18 protein-coding genes are annotated in these 23341 nt (G+C 70.2%); 12 read left to right on the forward strand and 6 right to left on the reverse strand.

The window, feature by feature from the left end; all coding sequences use genetic code 11:
• Positions 1 to 40 precede the first annotated feature (40 nt).
• Entirely contained in the window at positions 41 to 1354 is a 1314-nt protein-coding gene (locus QOZ89_RS14845) for an ABC transporter substrate-binding protein (protein ID WP_312624049.1), read from the forward strand.
• Positions 1355 to 1632: 278 nt separating this feature from the next.
• Here QOZ89_RS14845 and QOZ89_RS14850 read toward each other — a convergent pair whose 3' ends face one another.
• Together QOZ89_RS14850 and QOZ89_RS14855 are read right to left on the reverse strand one after the other, a co-directional pair.
• A complete protein-coding gene (locus tag QOZ89_RS14850) occupies positions 1633 to 2916 on the reverse strand; it encodes a TetR/AcrR family transcriptional regulator (RefSeq protein WP_071053788.1) in 1284 nt (427 codons plus the stop codon).
• Between the two features lie 183 nt (positions 2917 to 3099).
• A complete protein-coding gene (locus QOZ89_RS14855) occupies positions 3100 to 3669 on the reverse strand; it encodes a nuclear transport factor 2 family protein (protein ID WP_071053789.1) in 570 nt (189 codons plus the stop codon).
• Between the two features lie 776 nt (positions 3670 to 4445).
• On the opposite strand from QOZ89_RS14855, the gene QOZ89_RS14860 reads away from it, so the two are divergent.
• The 8 genes from QOZ89_RS14860 (at position 4446) to QOZ89_RS14895 (ending at position 14069) form a co-directional block, all read left to right on the forward strand.
• Positions 4446 to 6110, forward strand: coding sequence for a nitric oxide reductase activation protein NorD (locus tag QOZ89_RS14860; RefSeq protein ID WP_312624050.1), 1665 nt, complete (start codon positions 4446 to 4448; stop codon positions 6108 to 6110).
• Positions 6111 to 6158: 48 nt separating this feature from the next.
• Complete coding sequence (locus QOZ89_RS14865) at positions 6159 to 6968, forward strand: CbbQ/NirQ/NorQ/GpvN family protein (protein WP_071053791.1); 810 nt, start codon at positions 6159 to 6161, stop codon at positions 6966 to 6968.
• Positions 6969 to 7089: 121 nt separating this feature from the next.
• Positions 7090 to 8202, forward strand: coding sequence for an ABC transporter substrate-binding protein (locus QOZ89_RS14870; protein WP_071053792.1), 1113 nt, complete (start codon positions 7090 to 7092; stop codon positions 8200 to 8202).
• 2 nt (positions 8203 to 8204) lie between these two features.
• Complete coding sequence (locus QOZ89_RS14875; protein WP_071053793.1) at positions 8205 to 9332, forward strand: spirocyclase AveC family protein; 1128 nt, start codon at positions 8205 to 8207, stop codon at positions 9330 to 9332.
• Complete coding sequence (locus QOZ89_RS14880) at positions 9325 to 10260, forward strand: SDR family NAD(P)-dependent oxidoreductase (RefSeq protein ID WP_071053794.1); 936 nt, start codon at positions 9325 to 9327, stop codon at positions 10258 to 10260. Before QOZ89_RS14875 ends, QOZ89_RS14880 begins: the two co-directional genes overlap by 8 nt.
• Positions 10253 to 11737: an aldehyde dehydrogenase family protein gene (locus tag QOZ89_RS14885; RefSeq protein ID WP_198543600.1), complete on the forward strand. Its 1485-nt coding sequence runs from the start codon at positions 10253 to 10255 to the stop codon at positions 11735 to 11737. Before QOZ89_RS14880 ends, QOZ89_RS14885 begins: the two co-directional genes overlap by 8 nt.
• Before the next feature lie 13 nt (positions 11738 to 11750).
• Positions 11751 to 12965 carry a cytochrome P450 gene (locus tag QOZ89_RS14890; RefSeq protein WP_071053795.1) on the forward strand — a complete coding sequence of 405 codons (1215 nt, stop codon included), beginning with the start codon at positions 11751 to 11753 and terminating at the stop codon, positions 12963 to 12965.
• A gap of 252 nt (positions 12966 to 13217) precedes the next feature.
• On the forward strand, positions 13218 to 14069 hold the full coding sequence (locus QOZ89_RS14895; RefSeq protein ID WP_071053796.1) for a mycofactocin-coupled SDR family oxidoreductase: 852 nt from the start codon (positions 13218 to 13220) through the stop codon (positions 14067 to 14069).
• A gap of 194 nt (positions 14070 to 14263) precedes the next feature.
• On the opposite strand, the gene QOZ89_RS14900 is transcribed toward QOZ89_RS14895, so the two are convergent.
• A complete protein-coding gene (locus QOZ89_RS14900; RefSeq protein WP_312624072.1) occupies positions 14264 to 14854 on the reverse strand; it encodes an IS630 family transposase in 591 nt (196 codons plus the stop codon).
• A 20-nt stretch (positions 14855 to 14874) separates the two neighbouring features.
• On the opposite strand from QOZ89_RS14900, the gene QOZ89_RS14905 reads away from it, so the two are divergent.
• Complete coding sequence (locus tag QOZ89_RS14905) at positions 14875 to 15141, forward strand: hypothetical protein (protein ID WP_312624051.1); 267 nt, start codon at positions 14875 to 14877, stop codon at positions 15139 to 15141.
• A 409-nt stretch (positions 15142 to 15550) separates the two neighbouring features.
• Here QOZ89_RS14905 and mobF read toward each other — a convergent pair whose 3' ends face one another.
• Complete coding sequence (gene mobF / locus QOZ89_RS14910; RefSeq protein ID WP_312624052.1) at positions 15551 to 20116, reverse strand: MobF family relaxase; 4566 nt, start codon at positions 20114 to 20116, stop codon at positions 15551 to 15553.
• A 248-nt stretch (positions 20117 to 20364) separates the two neighbouring features.
• On the opposite strand from mobF, the gene QOZ89_RS47350 reads away from it, so the two are divergent.
• Positions 20365 to 20934: a DUF4158 domain-containing protein gene (locus QOZ89_RS47350; protein WP_397428776.1), complete on the forward strand. Its 570-nt coding sequence runs from the start codon at positions 20365 to 20367 to the stop codon at positions 20932 to 20934.
• Positions 20935 to 20994: 60 nt separating this feature from the next.
• Here QOZ89_RS47350 and QOZ89_RS14915 read toward each other — a convergent pair whose 3' ends face one another.
• Positions 20995 to 21618 carry an NADPH-dependent F420 reductase gene (locus tag QOZ89_RS14915; protein WP_312624053.1) on the reverse strand — a complete coding sequence of 208 codons (624 nt, stop codon included), beginning with the start codon at positions 21616 to 21618 and terminating at the stop codon, positions 20995 to 20997.
• A gap of 33 nt (positions 21619 to 21651) precedes the next feature.
• A complete protein-coding gene (locus tag QOZ89_RS14920) occupies positions 21652 to 22386 on the reverse strand; it encodes an SDR family NAD(P)-dependent oxidoreductase (RefSeq protein WP_312624054.1) in 735 nt (244 codons plus the stop codon).
• A 144-nt stretch (positions 22387 to 22530) separates the two neighbouring features.
• On the opposite strand from QOZ89_RS14920, the gene QOZ89_RS14925 reads away from it, so the two are divergent.
• On the forward strand, positions 22531 to 23142 hold the full coding sequence (locus QOZ89_RS14925; RefSeq protein ID WP_312624055.1) for a TetR/AcrR family transcriptional regulator: 612 nt from the start codon (positions 22531 to 22533) through the stop codon (positions 23140 to 23142).
• Positions 23143 to 23341: the final 199 nt, after the last annotated feature.

A 23341-nucleotide genomic window follows, 5' to 3' on the forward strand; every position in this document is an offset into this window, starting at 1 on the left:
ACCAGGACAACCTCATGGCGACCATGAATTGGAGAGACAGATGCGGCTTCCGAAGATCCCGGCCGGCCGATCCGCGCACCTGCGGGGACGGCCGGCGACCGGCACCTACTTACCCACCCTGGCCGCGTTGACCGCAACCCTCCTCCTCGCCGCCGGCTGCGGCGGCGGCGGTACCGAAAAACCGGACAACGCCGCAACCACCAGCGGCGCGGATACCACCGCGGTGCTCGGCCCAACAGCCATGGCGACCGGCGAACCCATTCGGATCGGAGTCGTCACCGAAGGCAAGACCGCCATCGGCGACGAAACCATTCAGAACAGGGCAGCCCAGGCTGGGGTCAAGTACCTCAACGAACACCGCTCCGGACTCTCGGGACGGCCGATCAAGCTGGTCGAGTGCACCACTCAGCTGGACCCCGCCAAAGGCACCGACTGCGGAAACCGCATGATCGAGGAAAACGTCGTCGCCGTCCTCATCGGCACCACGGCAGTCGTCCAAAGCATCTGGACACCGCTCGCGGCGGCCAAGATCCCCGTCATGCTCTACGGCACGGGCGACGAGGCCCTCCTGACCGACAGCGAGTCCACCTTCGTCCTCGCCGACCCCCTCTTCCCCGTCGTCGACCTGCCACTACAGATCGCCAAGCGGGAACACGCGGACAAGGTGACGTCCATCGTCATCGACGTCCCGGCCGCCCTCGCCTCCCAGACCACCATCGCCCCGCCACTGTTCAAGAAAGCCGGGATCGACTTCAGTCTCGTCACGGTCCCCCCCGGCACCGCCGACATGACCCCACAGATGCAGGACGTCGTTTCCCGTAACCCCGGCGTCGTCTTCATCGCCGGGAACGACGCGTTCTGCATCAGCGCGATGAACGGCCTGCGCGCGACCGGATACACCGGGACGATCACCGCCGTCTCGCAGTGCATCACCGACGCGACCCGCACGGCCGTGTCCGCCGAGACCCTCGACGGCGTCATCATCAGCAGCTACTCGCCGATCGGGACCGACAATCCCTCCAACCGCCTTTACAAGACCGTGGTTGACACATACGGCAAGAACATCGACCCTAGCATCGCGGACGGCCTTGCCATGTTCACCGTCCTCGCCGGCTTCCAGACCGCCGTCGGCCACATCTCGGGCGACATCACTCCACAATCCGTCGCCGCCGCCATCAGATCAATGCCGGAACAGGAACTTCCCGGCGCGGGCGGGCTGCGATTCCGATGCAACGGCAAGGCCTATCCGGAAACCCCCGCGGTCTGCCTACGCGGCGGGCTGGTAGCGACCCTTGACAAGCACGGGGATCCAGCCGCCTACGACGTGTCCGGCAACACGCCGATCGGGAACTGAGCCTGGCCGCGCCCCACCGTCCGTCCGCGGGATCTCCGCCGAGCCCGCGGACGGACCGATCACCGGGCTGCGGACTGCGCCTGTGCCCTCGAATCGGCCGCGGTGCAGCGTTCACCGGACCACATCTACTTCACAGAGGCTCGGCCCTCGCCCGTCGACTGCTTCGACGAGATCATCGCGACCTGCGTGCAGGCAATCACCAAACTCGCTCTGCCCGTGGGAACTGTTCCGTAGACGCCCGTCCCGGAGGCGGGGTCGCTCCCAGGCCTGCCCGAGTATCAGCCCTGGACGTGGCTGGCGGGTTCGCGGCCGGTCTGGAGGCGTTCGCTCGCGCCGCGTAGGACGGTGCCGCGTGACAACGCGAGCGCGGCGCGCGGGCCGGCGCTGTACACGATGTTCTGCGGCATCCAGATCACGCTGAACATGCATCGCGCTCGGATGTCCGCGGACGCGCCCGCAAGGTGGAGTTCGCCGGAGCCCGCACCCTCGGCCAGTAGCGACTTCACCTGCCGTAGCTGGGTCGGGAAGGTCCACGTCAGATCGGGGCTGTCGGGGGGAGCCTCCCGAAGTCCCGCGTACTGGATCTTGAATTCGTCGCTGAAGCGGTTCATCAGGTTGATGTCGAACCACATGAGGGCGTCGAGCTTCTCGACGGCGCTCGACGGGGACCGCAGTATCGCCCGCCAGCCGGCGGTGATCGTGGCTACATAGGAGGACATGATCGAGACGAGGAGGCGTTCTTTCGACTCGATGATGCGGTAGACGCCGCCCATGCTGAGGTTGGCCGCTGCGGCGATGTCCCGGACAGTGGTGGCCTCGTAGCCGCGGCGCCCGAACTCGGTACGGGCGGCGGCCCGGATCAGGGCCTCGCGGTCGTGCTCGTCGACGGCGTCGTCTTCGTCCCAGGTCGCGATCACCTTGTTGGCCGCGAGGAACGCGGGCGCCTGGTCCAGCGCGTCATCCTCCAGCGGACCGACCGCGACGCCGTCGAGCAGGATCCGGCATTTGATCTCTGCCATGCGGCTCCCGCCGGGGATGCCGTGGGAGACGCCTATGCCGATGTGCAGCATGCTCTGACACAGCCGATCGGCGAGCAGCGCCAGATCGATTCCGGGTCTGATGTAGCCACTCTGGCGGCCGGCACGCAATGCCTCCAGCATGGCTGCCTGTATCCGGGTCGGCGTACGCGCGGCAAGCTCGACCAGATCCTGGCTGAAGAGAGCTGGCGGCTCGTAGAACGTGAGCAGCAGGGCGGCGCGATGGCGTACCGCGCAGGCCGCGATCGCCTCGCCGAGAGCGATGATGATCTTGGCTGGCGGGATCACGTCGGGCTGTCGCAGGTCTTCCAGGGCTGCCTGGGCGACGGTATCGAGGTCGGTCTGGTAGCGCTCGACCAGCGCGACGATGATCGCTTCTTTGGACTCGAAGTGGTGGTAGAGGCTGCCCGGGTGGATGCCGCAGGCGTCGGCGATGTCCTTGATCCCCGTCCGCACGCCGGTCGAGGCGAACAGCGTCGCGGCCGCGTCGAGGATCTCGGCCTTGCGCGCCCCGTCGTTCGACACCGTGCCTTCTCCTTTGACGACTTCTGACGACGGTACTGAAGAGGAACGCCGGCACCCGGCACGGCCGTCGCGGATCAGTCGCGGCGCCGTATCCGGCCCGCGGACACGAGGCCCGCGCCATCACTGTGGGGGACACGGTCCCGGCATCGTCACGGCCCGCGGGCACGAGGCCCGCGATGCCGGCTAGGAAGCGGTCTGCGCGGACCGGCTGACGACGAGGGGACGGTCGTAGGAGGCGTCGGTGTGGTCGCGGGCGACGGTTTGGATCTGGGCCAGAAACGCGAGCGCTTGGCTGGTGAGCTGGTCGGGCAGCGTGGTCTGCCATTCGACGAGGCATACCCGGGCGACGATGCCCCATCGTTCGTCGCGCCGCTCGAGGCGGTCGACGTAGCGGCCGCCGACGATGGTCAGCGGTGTTTCGGCGTCGGGGTAGCTCGCGACGAACAGGTAGTAGGTCTCGGCGTGGGCCCGGTCGCCGTCGAGTTCGACGCTGTGGTTTGCCAGGTAGTGCTGATGGCGGGCCTGGTCGGCGTGGTAGGAGAAGGCCCAGTCCAGGAAGTCCTCGACGGCTCCGACGAACGCTCCATGGTCGTCGATGCCGTCGTCGTGGTAGGCGGAGCGTGCCAGCGCGCGGTCGAGGCGGTCCATGCCGCGGGCGTAGCGGTGCATGCAGTCGAGGATGGCGGCGCGGTCGGCGAGTTCCCGTACGGCCGCCGTCAACGCGCTGTCAGGCGTCAGATCTTCGATGGTCACGGTACCTCTCAGTTCTGTGAGGCAGGTGCGCCGGCGGCGCGCGCTGCTCGACCAGGGGCGCTCTGGGCCAGGGCGCCGACCGTGGTCGCAAGGTCAGGTCGGACGGGTGGGCCGTCCCAGCCGTCGACGGCGACGGCGTCCTGCGTCGGGCGCCGTGCCGCCCGCACCGTCTCGAAGGCACGAGCAGCCGCCGACCCGCGGCGACCGGCGTCGACGACATCGGCGGTGAGGTTTCGCGGCGAGCCACCCGCGTAGCTCCGCCCGGAACCGTTCGACCTCCGGTGGACACGGGAAGTCCACGAGCCCCTTCCGCTCGTGTTCCGACTGGCCATGCCGCCCGACGTTACGGCCAGAGCAACTTTTTGGTCAACCGACCCTGGGCGTCGAGCTGCCGGCCAGTCGGCGGCGCCCGGCGGCCACGTCCGAGCGTCAACTTGTCCGGCTCTCAGCAGCAAAAGTACTGCTATGTGCGCATCCTTGGTGCGGTCGAGCAGGGTTCTGGCTTCTGGTTGACGGGGTCGACCCCGGCCTCTACGGTGCGGAGCAAGTATTCGACCCAAGGGTGGGCAACCGGAACGGAGGCTCGTCGTGTCAGTCATCGACGGCCGTGCGTTGGTCGGGGATCGCGAGACGTGTCGCCCGTCGGCGTGTGGGCGGCGCCTGGCCCGGAGCCTCGCCACCAGCCACGTTCGTGACCACGGCGCAGCGCCCACCACGGGTCTAGCCCGGGGGGTAGACGAGTTCGACGCCTGGCGTCGCCGTCGGGGTGGGACGGCATGAGCGGTACGGAACTGGGCGGCCTGAGCCTGCTCGCCTCGGCCATCTCCGGCCGGACGCTGCGGGTAGCGCCCGCTGAGGCCGGCGAGGGCGCGTGGACGGACGGTGCCACGGTCTTTCTCGACGCCGGTGCCGGCCTGGGCCCGCAGGTTGAGGCGCTCGCCGTCCAGGCGTCGCTGCTGGCCGCGGGGAGCCTGGCACCCGTGGTGCTGGGGGAGCTTGCCCGGCGCCCGGCCCTCGCGCAGCGGTACCTAGCCGTCGAGGGCCACCGGGCGTTGGCGGCGAACGAGGATCTGCTTCCTCGATTAGCACGGGCGCTCATCGACCGGAAGGTCGCCTCCTGTGGCGCTTCGGCGTCCGCGTCGCTGGCCGTGGCCCGCGGCCGGCAGCCGCTCGACGCCCCGCCCGAGATCTTCGGTGTCATCCATCCGCGTCGGGTGCTCGCGTCGCAGGCGCGGGTTGAGGCCGACGTACCCACCAAGGACGTCGCCGCGCGACAGCGGCGCGCGGCAGAGCTCGCCGAGCTCAAGGAGGACGAAGAGGCCGGGGCCGTTCTGCATCTGCTGGCAAGCCCGGTCGGTGGCGGGGGTCCGATCGGCCGCCTGCTGCGCCGGATGCTCGGCGCTGCCCGCTCGCCCGGCGGTGGACCGGCCGGCGCGGACGCGCCGACGCATCGGACCCGCGCTGGCAACCGAGGCGGTCGCAACGCGGCGCTGGCCAGCGCGCTCGCGGTTCCGGCCTCCGTCGCCTACGCCGTCCACCGCCAGGGGTGGAGCTATCCCGAGTGGGACGTTCACCAGCGGGCCTACCGCCTGGACTGGTGCACCGTGCGCGAGCCGCCACCACGCTCCCAACCGGATGCCGCGGTCGCGCTGCCGAACGGCCACGCCCTGCGACGGCCGCTGGCGCGCCTCGGTGTCGGCCTCGACCGCCGCGTCCGCCAGCCGCAGGGCGACGACCTGGACATCGATGCCGTGGTCGACACCCGAGTCGCGCTGGTGGCTGGTTCGGCGCCCGGCGAGGCGGTCTACGTCGACAGTGTCCGTCGCCGCCGTGACCTCGCGGCCCTCGTCCTGCTCGACTGCTCGGGCTCGGCGGCCGAACGTAGCGCCACCGGCGAGTCGGTGCACGAACACCAACGAGCGGCGGCCGCCGCCCTCGTGAACGCGCTGCACGATCTCGGGGACCGCGTCGCGCTCTACGCCTTCCATTCCCAGGGCCGGTCGGCGGTCCACGTGGAACCGGTCAAACGGTTCGATGACGGGCTCGGCGCGCAGGTCCTGCGGACCCTGGCCGGCCTGGTGCCCGGCGGATACACGCGGCTCGGTGCGGCGATCCGGCATGGCGCGTCCGTGTTGGAAGACCGGGGCGGGACGTCGCGGCGGCTTCTGATCGTGCTGTCGGACGGCTTCGCCTACGACCACGGCTACGAACGCGAGTACGGCGAGGCCGATGCCCGGCACGCGCTGGCCGAGGCCCGGCGGCGCGGCGTCGGCGTGGTCTGCCTGAGCGTCGGCGCGGGGACGGACGCGGCGGCGCTGCGTCGGGTGTTCGGGCCCGCGGCGCACGCGACGGCTCCCGACCTCGCACAGATGAGCCAGGTCGTCGGGCCGCTGTTCCGCTCGGCACTGCGCTCGGCCGAGTCCCGGCGCCGCGCGTCCTAGCCGTCACCCGCGCACCGCACCAACCACCGCAGACGAAGGGAGTACGACATGGGGCACGCAGGTCGGCCCTACTACGTGCCGGTCGGCAACGAGGAACAGGTCTTCAGGGCCGCCTACCGCCAGAACCTCGCCATCCTGCTCAAGGGACCGACGGGCTGCGGGAAGACCCGCTTCGTCCAGGCGATGGCGCATGACCTGAACCGGCCGCTGGTCACCGTCGCCTGCCACGACGACCTGACGACCGCCGATCTCGTCGGGCGATTCCTGCTGCGCGGCGGCGAAACCGAATGGGTCGACGGCCCGCTGACCAGGGCGGTGCGGGAGGGCGCCATCTGCTATCTCGACGAGGTCGTCGAGGCCCGGCAGGACACCACTGTCGTGCTCCACCCGCTGGGCGACCACCGCCGCCAGCTCCCGATCGACCGCCTCGGACTGACCCTCGACGCCGCACCCGGCTTCTGCCTCGTCGTCTCCTACAACCCCGGCTACCAGAGCGTCCTGAAGGATCTCAAGGACTCGACCCGCCAGCGCATGGTGGCCATCGAGCTCGGCTTCCCGCCGCCCGATGTCGAGGAGAAGGTCGTCGCGGCCGAGGCCGGCGTCGCCCCCGACACGGCCTCCCAGCTCGTGGTGCTGGGCCAGGCGATCCGCCGCCTCGAAACGCCGGGGCTACGTGAGGTGGCGTCCACCCGTGTCCTCATCGCCGCCGGACAGCTCATCGCCGAAGGACTCACACCGCGCGCGGCCGCCCGCGCCGCCGTCGCCGGCCCGCTCACCGACGACCTGTCGCTGACCGCCGGTCTCGCCCAACTGATCGACGTCTACCTCGGCGAGGATCTCGCCCCCGCCAAGGCCTGACCCCCGCGGCCGGCTGACATCACCAGCCGATCTGCTCACGACCTGCCCCGCCACGTCACCTCCGTCCTCAAAAGACGGGGCTGCCGCGCGGGCACGAGGTCGACCGCTAAGGAGAAGCGTCATGTCCTACGAAAGCACGGCCGAGCCGATCAAACTCGGCTACCTGTTCGACTTCCGGTTACCGGACCAGTACCCGCAGGAAATGCGGGACGACCTGATGAGGCCGTTCGAGCTGGTGTTCAGCGAGGGCCTGAAGCAGGGAATCCTCGACCGACCGGTCGAGATCGTCTTCCGGGAGGTCGAGGGCCTCCCGAAGGGGAGCATCAAAGCGGTCATCGACGCGTACGGCGAACTCGTCGACGAGGGATGCCTCGCCGTGTTCGGCCCGGCCATCACCGACAACGCCGTCCCGACCCGCGAGGCCATCGAGACCCGCTTCCACGTCCCGGCGATCAGCTGCACCGGCTCCGAGGACTGGCTGGGGGAGTGGACCTTCGCCCTCCCGCAGGGGTCGATGACCGACGAGCCCATCTTCTGGGCGGATCTGCTGGCCAAGGCGGGGCACACCGAGGTCGGCGCACTGGTCGAGCAGTCCCTGGTCGGCCAGAGCTACCTGGGCAGCTTCCGCATCGCCTGCCGCGACCGCGGTATCCGGATCGTCGCCGAGGAGCCCATCGCGCAGACCGCCCAGGACATCGAGAAGGCGGTAGGCCGGCTCCACGCGGCCAAGGTGCAGGCGATCGTGCACTGCGGCTTCGGGTTCGGCGCGGTCCACGTGAATCCCGTGCTCGCCGCCCTCGGGTGGGACCCGCCCCGTTACATGGGCACCGCCTTCCAGAACGCGTGGATCAGCCCGGTGATGTGGAACGCGGTCCTCGGCTGGACCGGCGTCGACCAGTACGACGAGGCCAACCCTGTCGGCCAGAGGTTCCTCGACCAGTTCGAGGCGGCCTACGCACGGCGCCCCCAGTACTGCGTTCCCGTGATGAACCGGGACTTCGCGACGGTTCTTTTGCGAGCGTTCTCCGATGCGCATCCGCTGACGCCGCGAGGCGTCAAGGAGGCGCTGGAGCGAGTGAAGATGATCCCCGCCGCGGCCGGCGCTCCCGGCACGCGCATCTCGTTCGGGAAATGGACCCGCCGCGGCTGGATGGGAGCCGGCTATCTGGTGGCGCGGACTCTCGACCCGGACGGCACGAACTCCCAGCTCATCGGCCGATTCGGCGAGGAGTAATCATGACCGGGACAGTCGCACCACTCGCTGACACCGATGCGCCCACCATCGTGCGACGACGGCCCCCGTGGTGGATGGCGTTGATCCTCCTCGGGCTCAACATCGGCGTCATGGTCGCGCTCTACAACGCCCGCCGAGGCGCGGAATCCAACCGGATCGCCAACCGCGACGTCGTGGGGGCGCCACGGCCGGTCAGATTCCTGTTCGGCAAGTCCGATTGGCTCGTCATGCAGGAGATTGGCCTCGCCCTGACGGCCATCACCGTTGTCGTCGCGATGGTGCTCTACTGGCAGCGCTACCCCAGGCACCCGGTCCTGCTGATGCTGATCGCCGCGACATGCATCATCTGGCAGGACCCGATCATGAACTGGGCGCCCTACGCGGTCTACAACCCGCAGCTCACGCACTGGCCCGAGACGTGGCCCGTGGCGTCACTGTCGCCCACGGTCGAGCCCTTCATCGTGATGGGCTATCTGACCTTCTACGTGGGCCCGTACTTCCCCGCGATCTGGATTCTGCGGAAGATCCAGGCCGGTCGTTCGCCCGAGTCGTTCGTCTGGCGTCACCCCCTCATCACCCTGGGCGCCATGATCTTCGTGATCGGGTTCGTCTACGACGCGATTCTTGAGGTTTTCTGCGTCCGCACCGGGCTGTACATCTACTCGCAGGTGATCCCGTTCGGGTCCCTGTGGGCGGGGAAGCCCTACCAGTTCCCGCTGCTGTGGGAATCAGGTCTGGTCACCCTGGTGATGATCCCCGCGGGTGTCCTGCTGTACCGGGACGACACCGGGCGCACCAAGGCGGAGAAACTCGCCCAGCGGATACGGATCTTCGCTCGCCGGCCGGCGCTCGGCACGTTCGTGGTGATGTTCGCGATCCTCAACGTCGCCTACTTCGCCTACGGCGCCGGGTTCGCCGTCATCCGCGCCACGAAGTCCGCCACGTCCGTCGCCTGCCCGTGGCCGTACCCCGAGGCGAAGGTCTACGACCCCAACGGCTTCTACGAGGGGGCCGGTCAGCCCGGGCCCTACTTCGAGGGCAACTGGTCCGGCTGGGAGAGCGCACAGAGCGGACGCCCCGACGTGACCGCACCCGCGGACGGTGGCCGTTGCGGGAGCGGGAATGGCTGAGCCATCGACACCGGCCCAGCCTCGCAGCGTTGTCATCACCGGCGCGTCCCGCGGCCTCGGACTGGCCTCGGCCGCTCATCTGTACCGGCAGGGATGGCATGTCCTGGCCGCGATGCGCGCACCCGACGTGGGAATGGCCAGGTTGCGGGAGGCCACCGGTGCGACGCTGGATGACCCCAGGCTGACTCCGGTCCGTCTCGATCTCGACGACCCGACCTCGATCTCCGAGGCCGCTCGAATGATCGAGAAGGCGGTCGGGGCGCCCGACGCCGTCGTGCACAACGCCGCCCTCATCGTCGTCGGCTGCGTCGAGGAGATGCCAGCCGACGTCTTTCGGCAGATCTTCGCCACCAACGTCCTCGGGCCGGTCCGCCTCACCCAGGAGTTGCTGCCGGCCATGCGCGCCGCCGGGCGTGGCCGCATCGTCGTGGTCTCCAGCGCGGGCGGCGTCCGCGGAATGCCCACGACCAGCGCCTACTCCGCTTCCAAGGGAGCGCTCGAACGGTGGGCCGAGGCCCTCGCGGAGGAGATCGCCGCCTTCGGCCTCGGCGTCACCGTCCTGGTCGCCGGCACCTTCAACACCTCGCTGGAACAGACCTTCACCTACGCCGACAGGGACGGGCCGTACAGCGAGCACCACGCCAGTCTGGGGCGCGCCGGCGAACGCGTACTGCGCTCCGTCAGCCCCCCGGAGAACTTCCCCCCGGGACTCACAAAGGCCCTGGGCGACCGCGCTCCATTCACCCGCCACGCGGTCGGCAACGACGCCCGCATGCTGCTCGCCGGCAAACGCCTGATGCCCGACCGGATCTTCCGAGCCCTCGTAGGCAAGACCCTCGGGCTGCCCCGGCCAGGCAGCCTGCGCGACCACCCCCACCGGCTCGCCACGGTCACCCCACCCTCCGACGAGAGCGAACGCCATGGCTGACAGTCCGACAGTCGGCTTCGAGACCCGGATGCTGATCGACGGCGCGCTCGTCGACGGGGCCGCCGGAGTCTTCGCCAACATCAATCCGGCGACCGAGCAGCCGATCGGCGAGGTCGCCGACGCGTCGAAGGCGGACATGCACCGCGCCATCGACGCGGCTCGCCGGGCCTTCGACGACACCGACTGGTCCACCAACCACTCCTTCCGGCAGCGCTGCCTCCTCCAGCTCCAGGCGGCCCTCGAAGCCGAAAAGGAACAGCTGCGCGAGGAACTGATCCTGGAGGCCGGCTGCCCACGGCTGGTCACCCACGGACCGCAGCTGGACGCCCCGCTGGCCGACGCGCTCACCTATCCCGCCAAACTGATCGACTCCTACCCCTGGGAGACCGACCTCGGCGAGGCGTACTCCGATCTCACCCGGCAGGTCTGCAGGCGAATGGTCTGGCGGGAGCCGGTAGGAGTGGTCGGGGCGATCGTGCCGTGGAACTTCCCGTTCGAGATCGCGATCCACAAGCTCGGCCAGGCGCTCGCGACCGGGAACACCATCGTGCTCAAACCCGCGCCGGACACCCCGTACACCGCCACCCGCCTGGGCCGGCTCATCGCCGAGCACACCGACATCCCCGCGGGCGTGGTCAACGTCGTCACGGCGTCCGACCACCTCGTCGGCGAGGAGCTCACGCTCAGCCCGAAGGTCGACCTGATCTCCTTCACCGGCTCCACCGCCGTGGGGAAGAGAATCATGGAAAAGGGCGCCGCGACGATGAAGCGCCTGTTCCTGGAACTCGGCGGCAAGTCGGCCACCATCGTCCTGGAGGACGCCGACCTCGCGGCGGCCTGCCTGATCGGCATCGCCCCCTGCATGCACGCTGGCCAGGGCTGCGCCATCCCGACCCGGATGCTGCTACCCAGGTCGCGCTACGCCGAGGGCGTCGAGCTGCTGCGCGGCATGTACGAGGGCGTCGTACCCGGCGACCCGCAGGACCCCGGCACACTATGCGGCCCGGTGATCTCGGCGAAGCAGCGCGAGCGCGTCCGCGGCTACATCCGGCGGGGCATCAACGAGGGCGCGAAGCTCCTCGTCGGCGCCGCGGACGGGCCAGCCGTCCCCGACCGGGGCTTCTACGTCAGGCCAACCCTGTTCGTCGACGTCGACAACACGATGACGATCGCCCAGGAAGAGATCTTCGGCCCCGTCCTCGCGGTCATCCCCTACGAGGACGAGCGGGACGCCGTCCGCATCGCCAACGACAGCGTCTACGGCCTCGCCGGCAACGTGATGTCCGGCTCGCTCGAGCACTCCCTGGTGGTCGCCCGCCAGCTGCGCGCCGGGTTCATCGGAGTCAACGGCGGCGCTCCCTACGGCGCGGACGTCCCGTTCGGCGGCTACAAGGCCAGCGGCGTCGGCCGCCAGAACGGCCACGCCGGTTTCGACCAGTACCTCGAGATCAAGTCCGTCGCATATCCGGCCGGCTAAGGAGACCCCCAGCATGCAGCTCTACGACGACCTCGAGGACTTCGGCAGCTTCGACGACGCCGTCGCCGGCGACGTCCGGGACCCCTACCCGGAACTGGCACGGATGTGGCGCGACGAGCCCGTCCAGCGCCTCGACATGTCCGACATGCCGCACGACGACGCCAAGCCGATCTTCTTCGTCTACCGCTACGACGACGTCGCCCGCGTCCTGCGCGACAACGAGACCTTCTCGTCGTCGATCATCCTCGACGCCTTCGGCGATGCCCTGGGCAAGGACGTCATGCTTGGCATGGACGAGCCGGCCCATCGCCGCCACCGCGGACTGGTCGCCGGCGCCTTCAGCCAGAAGGCGATCGCCCGCCGCGAGAACGACCTCGTCGACCGCGTCGCGAACGACCTCATCGACCGGTTCGCCGACAAGGGACGCGCCGACCTCGTCCCGCAGTTCACGTTCCCCTACCCGAGCCAGATCATCGCCAGCCTGCTCGGCCTGCCCCGCGAGGACTACCCGCAGTTCCAGCGCTGGTCGATCTCGTTGCTAAGCATCCTCACCAACCGCGAACGCGGCCTCGCCGCCTCCGAGGCGCTGCGGAAGTACTTCATCCCGATTCTCGCCGCCCGACGCGACGAACCTCGCGACGACCTGATCAGTGATCTCGCGGTCGCCGAGATCGACGGAGAACGGCTCTCTGACGAGGAGATCTTCTCGTTCCTGCGCCTGCTGCTGCCCGCCGGTGTCGAGACCACCTACCGCTCCACGGGCAGTCTGCTGTTCGGACTTCTGTCCCACCCCGACCAGCTCGACGCGGTGTGTGCTGATCGGTCGCTCATTCCTCAGGCCATCGAGGAAGCGATCCGGTGGGAGCCTCCGCTGGTGCTGATCACGAGGGTTGCGACCCGGGACACCGAGCTGTCCGGGGTGGCGATCCCGGCGGGCTCCGCGGTCATGCCGATGCTCGGCTCGGCCAACCGGGAAGCCGACCGCAACCCCGACCCGGACCGCTTCGACATCTTCCGCACCTCCCACCAGCACATCGCGTTCGGCCACGGCGTGCACATCTGCCTCGGCATGCACCTCGCCCGCCTCGAGATGCGCGTCGCGGTCAACGCCCTGCTCGACCGGCTGCCCGACCTGCGCCTCGACCCAGCCGGCGACGACCCCCACATCCACGGCCAGGTATTCCGCTCCCCAACCTCGCTGCCCGTCCTGTTCGACGCAAAAGCCTAGGGGCAGCGGACGCCACAGCTTTCTCCTGAACCTTGGACGGCGCCGGGACAGCGGCCACCACTCGACGAGGCCGGCCGGAGGTCGGCCCTGACACCTGCGCCGCACGACCAAGAACTGCCTGCCTTGTCTCCCGCGACGAACGAGGGCGCGGCCGTCGCGCCCCGGCCGGGCCGGGAGGCCGACCAGCCTACGGCGGTCGTGCCGCGACGGCAGACCACAGATCCTCGTGTACCTACAACCGAAAGGGTCCTCATGGGCAAGCTCGACGGCAGGGTCGCCTTCATCACCGGAGCCGCCCGCGGCCAAGGCCGCAGCCACGCACTCCGCCTGGCCAGCGAGGGCGCCGACATCGTCGCGATCGATCTCTGCGAACAGATCGCCAGCGTTCCCTACCCCCTCGCCACGCCGGAGGACCTCGCCCAGACCGTCAAGGAAGTCGAGGCCCTCGGCCGCGGCATCGTCGCGGTCAAGGCGGACGTCCGGGAACGCTCCCAGTTGCGCGCCGCGCTCGACCAGGGGCTCGCCCGATTCGGCCGCCTCGATATCGTCCTCGGGAACGCGGGCGTCTGCCCGTGGGAGGACATCTCGCTGTGCGGCGGGTTCGTCGACGGCACGGACATCGACCTCATCGGCGTCATGAACACCGTCGCGGTCAGCCTCCCGCACCTGACGGCCGGCGCCTCGATCATCCTGACCGGCTCCACCGCCGGAATGATGAAAGGCACCACCGAGGCGCTGGGTAACACCGGCGGAGTCGCCTATGCATGGGCCAAGCAGACCGTCGCCCGCTACACCGAGGTCCTCGCCCTGCAGCTCGCACCGCACAACGTCCGGCTCAACGCGATCCACCCGACCAACGTCAACACCGACCTCCTGCAGAACGACCGCATGTACAGGACGTTCCGGCCGGACCTGGAAAACCCGACCCGCGAGGACGCCGAACTCGCCTTCCCAGTGCTTCAGGCCATGCCGATCCCGTACATCGAGCCGAACGACGTCAGCTCGCTGGTGCTGTTCCTCGCCTCCAACGACGCGAAGTACATCACCGGCCTGAACCTGCGCATCGACGCCGGCGGCATGCTCAAGGGCACCCCAGCCTTCTAACTGACACCGGCGAGGGAGATCCCCGGGCGGTGCGCGGCCTGCGTGACGGAGGCTCGAGCAGCAATCAGGCTCGAGTACAAGCACCATCAGGTTCAGGCCGAGCACCAGCTCGGGTATCCGAACGACCGCCAGGGAAACCAATCGGGCGCACAGCGCGATCCGCCGGACTGCCGAGACGCCTACTGCAATGTTCCTTAAAGGCAGTAGACAAAGCGGTGGCGGAGTGTGCGGGTGGGTGGTGGCGGTCGTCCCCAGACCCATGGTCTGGCGTGGGTGTTGAGTTGGGTGGTGGCCGTTTCGACGGCGTGGGTGATCTCGTCGGTGTCGGCGAAGGTCTGGCCGGCGAACGCGGCCCGGCGTAGCAGTCGCCACCAGCCTTCCTGCAGGTTGAGCCAGCAGGCCTTCTTCGGGATGTATACCTGCTGGATGCGTGGGTGGCGGTCCAGCCATCCGCGGACTTTCCGGCTGGTGGGGGTGGTCAGGTTGTCGGTGACGACCCGGATCGGGCCGCGGGGGTTGGCTCGGGCCAGTTGGGTCAGCAGGCTGATCCAGCCGTCGCTGTTGCGCGCTGGGGCGCAGTAGGTGATCTCGGTGCCGTCGCGGAGGCGCAGGGCGCCGAAGACCCAGGTCTTCTCGCTGCCGCGGGAGTACTCCAGGGGTGCCTTGATGCGGTGGCCGTCGGGTGACCAGCCCGGTGCGGGTGGGAACGTGCGTGGGATCACCGGGCCGAGTTCGTCGGCGCAGATGACCGTGGTGCCCGCGGGCGGATGGGCGGGGATACGGATCCGCGGCGGGGGAGGACGCGGTGTCCGACGTCGAGAGTGAGGAGTGCCTGTTCGGGGTGGTGAGCTTCGCCGATCCCGGCCACACGCGGGCGTTGGCGGTGTGTTTGCCGTTCGAGTCGCTGACCGCTGCTCGTGCGTACGCGCGTCGCCAAGGCTTGGCGCACAGCCTGGTCAGCCCGTTGGCGTTCGACACCACCGCCGCCGCGGCCGGCGACGGCGCGGTCAGCAACGAACAGGCCGACGCGGCCCAGACTGGCACTGAGCTGGCGATGGCGTCCGCTGGTTGATGCGCTGCCCTGGCCGGCCGCTCGCTGTTTGCTGCCGGCGCGATGGGGACCTGCGCGGTCTTGGGGCCTGCGATGTCTCCAGGGGTGTCCCGCGCGATGCGTGCAGCGGCGCGAATACGTCGAGATGTCATTCGCGATGTCTCTTGCGATGTCGTCCGCGATGACAGTGGACAGCAGCGCCAGGGCTTTCGGGCATCCGCGGTGCCCGGGTCCGGACCGCGCGGGTACCGCCCTGGCGAGCGGGAGACGACATGGCGCGGCCCGATCCCGGCCTGGCCGTGCTGCTTCGCGCATCGAACGGCACCTCGAAACGATCGCCCGCCAGCTCAGCCAGCGCGGTCAGACCACGTAGTTGGCCCGCCGGCCGCCAGCCCCGGCCGCGGCCAGTGGCGCCGTTTCTGAGGGCTTGTCAGATGGTCAGCTGCCCGCCGCGGAGGTTGGTGACGTCGCAGGCTTGGTCGTAGTCAGCGGCGGCGGTGGAGTCGGTAGGCCTCTCGCCGAGGGCGTAGCGGGCAGGATCGGCCGCGTCTGAGGCGGCAGGGGAGCCGTAGGACAGACCGGCCAGGCGATGGCGGTAGCGCTCGACCCGGCCGGCCGCCTGATCCCAGGCCTCCACGTCCGGACCAGTGGGGCGGGGGCCGAGGAGCGCGGTCAAGTAGCGGGCGGGTTCGGTCCCCGCACGGGCCAGGGCGTCGACGGCCTGGCGGTCGAGCGCGGCGTCGAGCCGGGCCAGTCGTGCCTCCTGCTCGTATCGCGCCGGCGTTCGGGCGTGCGGCGCGATGACGGGGACTCCGTCCGAAGTGATGGTCACCTGGGCGCTGACGGCCGCGGTGAGCGTGTCGGCGAGGTCGCGACGTTCGGCGGCGAGTTCCGTCGTCGGCCTGGTCGCGAGGTAGTTGGTCTCGGCGAGGGCTAGCAGACCGGTGACCTCGTTCCATTCCTCCTGGGCGGTGCGCGGCGCGGGCAGGACGTAGAGAGCCGGGTCGATGCCGGCCTGCTGGCAGAGATCGCTGACACGCCTGTCGAGGACGGCCGCGCCGGCCCGGATCCCATCGAGAGACCCGTCGCTGAGTGCCTCAGCCAGCGCGGTGGGCGGATGACCGACGTCAAGGAGGGCGTGCAACCCGGCGACAGCGCGCTCACGGGGAACCGCCTGGCGAGAGCCGGCGAACCGAGCCCGGATCGCGGCGGGGAGGGCAGCGGCCCAGTTGTCGGCAAGCCGGGCGGCCTGGGCGCGATGCCGCAGCCACGGATCGCGCGTCTGATCGTCGGCGCGGCTGCCGGGTGGCGGGCCGGCCAGGTGCGCCGGAGCTGGAGGCTGTTGGCGAGCGTGGTAGATCGCGAGGCCGGCCACGGCGTCGTCCCAGACGGCCTGGTCCGGGCCAGCCTCCGGGCAGGGGCCGATCCGCGCGAGCAGGCCAGCGGGCGGATCCGCGAGTGCGGCGCTGCGTAGCGCCGCCTCCGCGCCCAGCTCGGCGCGGCGCAGCAGCACCTGGCGCGGAACGTCAGCTGAGCCCGGCGCGGTCGCCGGGCCTTCTGACGTCGGCACCGCGTCAGGCGCGGACCGCGGGTTCGGCGCGGCGCGCATCGGCGCGGACGGCGCGACTGGCGCGGTCGGCGTGGTGCCGCTCGGCGCGTTGAGCGCGCCGTTCGCGCCGGACACCGCGCCGATGCCGGTCGCCGCAGGCTCCGGCCGGCTGGGGCGATGACCGGGCGGTGCGCCGAGGCGCAGGGTGGTGAGCTCCGCGAGGGTGTGCTCGCGGGATAGCCAATGCGCGGCGGCCGCGATCGGGTCACGCGCGCCGGCCGGGCGCTCCTGCTCGGACCGGTCGAGCCGGCCCGCGAGCCGGTCGAGCGGGTCACCGGTCGTATTGGGCACGGCGGGTAGCCAGGTCTCGTCGTCGTCGCGAGCGTCGAGGTCGTCGCGACGCAGCACGTAGGCCGCGACGTCGCTGCGGGCGCGCGACAGCATGACGTACAGGCCAGCGCGGCTGGTGTCGTCGGGGACGACGGCGCGGGCGGTGTCCATCGTGGCGCCCTGTGCCTTCGCGGCGGTGAGTGCGTAGGCGTGGGCGAGGCCGCCGTCGCGGCCGTCGGCGAACTGGTGCGTGAGGTACTCCCACGGGACCTGGACCGTGCCTTTGCTCGGGAAGTACACCGTGACCGACTGCGCCGCTGGGTGATCCGGGTCGATGTGGACGGCGGTGACGGTCCCGGTCGTCCCGGTCCGGATGTACGCCGACCCGGGCCGGCCCTCGGGCACCAGGGTGTGGCCGGTCTGGGTGAGGGTCACGACCTCGTCGCCGACCTGGAAGTCCCGCCCCGCCAGCGCCAGCACCGGCCTGGTGAGCGTGCCGTCGGCGGCGAGCAGCGCGCGGGCCGCCTGATTGAGCATCTCGACGTCCCGGTGCCGCTCGGCCATCATCCGCGCCGCCGCCGCCGCTCCGGGCGCCCGGCCGCGCCAGCGCGACGGTGGCGCGCCGGAGCCAGGCGCCGGCGCGGATCCGCCAGAGTTCGCGCCGACGACCGCGCTGTTGCTGGCGCCCGCTGGCGAGTCCGCGCCGTTCGCGCCGACGGCCGCGCCGCGGTCGACGCGGTCGCGCCGGCGGCGTTCGGCGTACCAGTCGGCGACGGCCCGCGCGAGCAGCGCGTCCGGGTCGTCGACGAGACGGATCTTGCCATGGGCAGCGAGCCGCTCAAGGGCGGCGCGGGTGCCCGCCCCGGTATCGGCGCGCAGCGCGCCGAGCGCGGCTCGCACCGTGGTGAGGTCCGCGCCGGCCTGCCGACGCACGGTCGTCAGCGTCGGCACATTGGCTGTCTGGGCGACGAGGTGCGCGAACCAGCCGCCGGCAGCGACCGAGCCGAGCTGCGCCGGATCCCCGAGCAGGATTACCACCGTTCCCGTCCAGGTGGCGAAGTGGAGCAGCCGTTCGGCGTCGCGGGTCCCGATCTGGGTCGCCTCATCGACGATCAGCACCGATCCAGGCGGCCACACCGTGGTCGGGTCGCCGACCCGGGCGAGCTTCTCCAGCCAGCTCGCCACGACCCGCGCCGAGATCCCAATCCGCTCGGCCAGCTCCTCGGCCTGCCGACCGCCGTGGGCGGTCGCGAAGATCTGCCGCCCCGCGGCCTGCACGATGCCGGTCAAGAGCCGCATCGCCTCCGTCTTCCCCGTGCCCGCCGCGCCGACCGCCAGGCGCACCAGGTCCTCACCGATCAACAGCCGGCGCACCAGCTCCACCTGCTCGCCTGACAGGAGCAACCCACCGCCGGCACGTGCCGCCGCGCCAGCAAGGCCTGGGCCGGCGGCGCGGACGGTATCGACAAGCACGGCGACCCGCGGATCGGCGAGGAACCGGTCCGTCAGTCGCTCCACCGCCGCCGCATCCAACCGGTCTCCGGCCCACTCGGAGACCCGGCGCACCACATCTCGGCGCGCGAACGTCGTCGTCTTCTCGGTCATCCCTGCCGGTCCGGCGAGCAGATCGAAAAGCCCAGCTACGTCGGCGTCGTCGACCGGCTGAGGTCGGTGAATCCCCGGCGCGGCCAGCGCGCGGACCTTCTCGACGCTCCACCCCGCCGCCGTCAGCTTCTCGACCTGGAGCGCGCGGACCGCGGCGTCGGCGAGTACCCGCTTCGGCGCCCGGGACTCCCGCTGCGCGACCGCCCTCGTCGCACCCGACGGCTCCAATCCGCCGGCCACGAGCTGGGCGAACTCCTCCTCCACCTCCCGGTGCCGCGTCGAGAACGCCGCCAACAACTCGACCGGAAACTCGGCCAGCTCTGCCACCCCGTTACGCACCGGCCCCCACTGCAGCCCGCGTCGCTCTGACAGCTCGTGGCGAAGCACCGCGGCGCCTACGAACCCGGCCGTCCGAACGTGCGCGAGGAACACCTCCCCGTCGACCGCCCGCCAGTCCCAGCCCGTCACCGCCCGGCCGGCCCCGGCCCCCGGCCGTTCGCCGTCAGACCCGGCCGGATCGGAGGGAACCGCCACCGCGTTGATCACAATGTTGTGGACATGCAGATGCGCCTCGACCGCCCGCGACACGTCGTGCATGTACGACGCCACCGCCAGGCCGAACGCCCGCCGGTTCCGCCCGCCGACCATGCCGAACGCGGCATGGCGCTCCAGGTAGCCGATCGTTGCGTCGACCGCCGCGTCCAACGCCGCCGCCACGTCTGCCCGCAATGCCTCGTCACCGAACGCCCACAGCAGCGAGACGGACTTCGGCGCGGCGCAGACCACGTCGTAGCCGAGCACCGTCGCCGGCGGCACCCGTGCCGCACACCACCGCTCCAACACGTCCCGCCGCACCCGCCATCGCCTGTCAGCGCCGCGTACGCCCGACAGTTGAATGCCGCCCGACGAGCCGGCCCTACCTCTGGCATCCTCCGGAACCTCACTCGTCCGCGGTTCGACGTCGTCCGCCGGCCGCTCGTGTTCGGCAGCGGACGACCGATCCCCGGCAACAACGCCTCCGGCGGGGACCGGCTGGTCGGAAGTGGCGCCGGCCTCGGAGTTGCGACTGACGAGCGAACGCAGATGACTCACGCTCGCCCCAGCAACCGCCGCGGCCTCAACCAACGTCAGCAGATCGTCACCACTGCCGGATCCGGCCCCGCTGTCTGCAACCGGAGGAGCAGACAGCCTTTTGGACCTGCGATCGGGGAGGTCCGTATGCCGTGCCCGCGCCGCTGGATCAGGTCCGGTCAGCAACGGCCGGTTCGTCACGGCATGTCGGCCCTGCAGCAGCCGGCTGAGCGCCTCACCAGACACCTCGCCATGCAGGCCCACCAACTCCGCCAAACGGCCTCGAGCACGGCCCACCGCTTGGCCCCGGTCGTAATAGCCTGCCAGGCCCGCACTGGCTGCCTGCCCGCCCTGCACATAGGCGACGACAGCCCCCGCCGCCTTCGCGAGATCCTCCGGATCTCGTACCCGCTTCCGCAGAACTCGGGGCGTTGCAATCACCGCAGCCCCCGAACATCGGCGGCGCGACGACCCGAACGATGTGGATGGGAGACGGAGAGAAGAGGGCACGGCACAGGTCGCTCCGAACGCCGATGAACACCAGCCCGGCCCAGCCGGGAACCGGCAACGACAACCCGTCAGCCTGAAATCCCCGAACATCGCTACCGTCATCGCCAAGGCCCTCTCACCGGCCACCGCAAATGACCCCGCGCTCGGTGCGGGTCACCGAGCCCGCGGCCATCGCTGGCATGTCGCGTCGGCACATCCCCGGAAGCACTCGTAGTCACCGCAGCGAAAGCCGGGGCGCAGGCAGCCGCGTGGCGGTGACAGGCAGCCGACGCGCTCGGTGGCGTCGACCTGCTGGTCGCGGACCATCGCCGGTGTTCGGTGACGAGCAGCGCCGTGTGTTCCCTCCCGAGAACGGGCAGCAGGTCGGAGCCTGTCGCTGTCTGCTACATCGAACATATAGTCATTCTCTGCGGTGCGAACAGGTTTTTCGCCACCGCCTCGCGGTGGACTATCTCGGATCGCTGGTGCAGGTCGATCCGGCCCTGTTCGCCGGCTATTCCTGGACTGGCCGGACTATCAAGTACCACCGCGCCCAGATCCGCGGTGAGTACGGGACCCGCGGCCCGACCGAGGCTGACGAAGAGCGGTGGGCGCAGTGGCTGGCCGAGAAAATATGCCCGACAGAAACGAACCGGGAACGGCTGGCCAGCGCCCTGCGCAGCCGCTGCCGGAGTGAGAAAGTCGAGCCGCCGGCCGCCGGCCGCCGGCCAGGTAGACCGGATCGTGGCCTCAGACTGCCGGCAGTTTGATGACGCTTCGCCGCGGTGACTGCATTGGCGAGTCCTTTCGGTGATCCGTCAACCGTTTGCTCAGACGGGAAGTTCGGTGATGCTGAGGGCGAAGTCCAAGTTCCCCACCCCGTGGTTGGCGAGGCCCACCGTGACCACGCCCGCTCCTTCCAGCCAGTGCGCCATTTTCAGGCCGCCGACGTCCAGCGGGCGCAGCCCGAGGCTCTCGATGAACGCCTCCACACTTGCCTTGGCCTGCGCATTATCGCCAGCGAGGAAGACGTCAGGCCGACCCTTCTCCAGGACATGACGGAAGATGGTGTTGAACGCCTTCACCACGCTGGCGCTGGCCGGGGCCGCCTTGGCGACTTCCTGCGCGATCGAAGTCTCCTCGCGGTGGGCTAGCCCGTCGAACGTGGAATTGAAGGGATTGCTGATGTCGACGATAACCTTGCCCGCGAGAGCGTCTCCGTACTGGGCGACGACCGGCACGACACCGTCGTGCAACAGGGCCACGATGACGATGTCCCCGGCCGGGGCGGTGCCCCATTCTCCCGTCGTGGCGCCGCCGCCGAGAGCCTTGGCCAGGTCAGTGGCCTTGGACTGATCGCGGCCCATGACCTCGACGGTGTTGCCGCCCGCTACCGCCCGCGCGCCGATGGTGCGGGCCATGTTCCCGGTGCCGATGATGCTGATGTTGCTCATGAGATGTCCTGCCCTGGTTGTGCGTTGCTCGGTTTAGATGGCGGTGGTGCCGCCGTCGGCGACGAGTTCCATGCCGTTGACGTAGCTGGAGTCGTCGGAGGCGAGGAAGAGGGCGGCGGTGGCGATTTCGTCGGGGCGGCCCATCTGGCCGCGGGGGATGAGGGACTCGAACTGGCGCTTGGTGGCCTCGTCGAAGAGTTCTTCCTGCTTGGCGGTGGCGACCTGGCCGGGGGTCAGGACGTTGACGCGGATGCGGCGGTCCTTGAGCTCGTTGAGCCAGACGCGGGCCCAGGCCTGCTGGACGGCCTTGCTGCCGGCGTAGACGCTCCAGCCGGGGAAGGCGCCGAGGGAGGCGTTGGAGCCGGTCATGAGGATGGAGCCGCCGTCGTTGAAGAGCGGGAGGGCCTTCTGGACGGTGAAAAGGGTGCCGCGGGCGTTGAGCCAGAACGTCGCGTGGAAGTGGGCCTCGGTGATCTCGCCGAGCGGGGCGGGCTCGCCCCCGCCGGCGCTGGCCCACAGCACGTCGAGGCTTCCCTTCTCCCGCTTGACGGTGTCGTACAGGCGGTCCAGGTCGTCCAGGTCGGCGGCGTCGCCCTGGACGCCGGTGACGTTGCGGCCGATCTGCTTCACGGCCTCGTCCAGGGCGTCCTGGCGGCGGCCGGTGATGAAGACGTGCGCTCCCTCGTCGACGAACAGCTTCGCGCCGGCCAGCGCCATGCCGGTGGTGCCGCCGGTGATGACCGCTACCTTGCCGTCAAGCTTTCCCATGATCGCTACCTTGGGTCGGTGGTGCCGTGTGCACCTGGAGTGACGGTGTTATGTACACCGATCTGTGTGCTTACGGTACTGGGCGGGCGGCCGGGACGCAAGCTATGTACACCGATCGTTACCCAGCTGGGGTACCGTGGACCCATGACGGAGTTGGAGATGGGCCCCAAGGGCCACCGCCGCGGCCGGGGCGCCCGCGAGCGCATCCTCAGCGCGTCCCAGCAGCTATTCCGCGAGCAGGGCATCAACCGCACCGGCATGGACCAGCTTTGCGCGGCGGCCCAGGTGTCCAAGCGCACGGCCTACCAGCACTTCACCGGCAAGGACGAACTCGTCGCCGAGTACCTGCGCCGGTTCGACCCCTCCGTTCTGTCCGGCGTGTTCGACCGCACCGACCTCACGCCCCGCGAACGGCTCCTCGCCGCCTTCGACATCCCCCCCACCACCCCCCTGTGCCCCTACATCGCCGCCGCCGTCGAACTCCACGACCCCCAGCACCCCGCATCCCAGTACGCACGCGACTACAAGAAAGCCGTCGCCGCGCGGCTCGCCGACACCGCCCGCGAAGCCGGCGCCGCCGACCCTGAACAGCTCGGCGAGCAGCTCGCGCTGCTCATCGACGGCGCCGCGGCCCGCACCCGGGTCCTCAACGCCGACGCCTTCCCCACCGCCGCCGCCATCGCCGCCGTCCTCATCGACAACGCCATCCCCGCCACAGCCAGCGATGACCGGCGATGGGAAAAAGTGTCAAGTTAACTTGGCACTCCGCGGCCGGGCTGGACGCGCTGCCGGTCGCGCGGCTGCACCCGCTGGTACGCGACACCAGCCGCCCGGCACCTGGCCCGGACCTGCTGGCTTTTACGGAACTGGCCGGCCGCCTGCTGAAGGCCGCGGCAGAAGCCGCCGGGGAGACCGGCGACCCCCGAGGACCCGCCGACGTGGTCGGCCTGGCAGC

It is taken from the genome of Pseudofrankia coriaricola, from assembly GCF_032027725.1.
GTDB lineage: Bacteria > Actinomycetota > Actinomycetes > Frankiales > Frankiaceae > Pseudofrankia.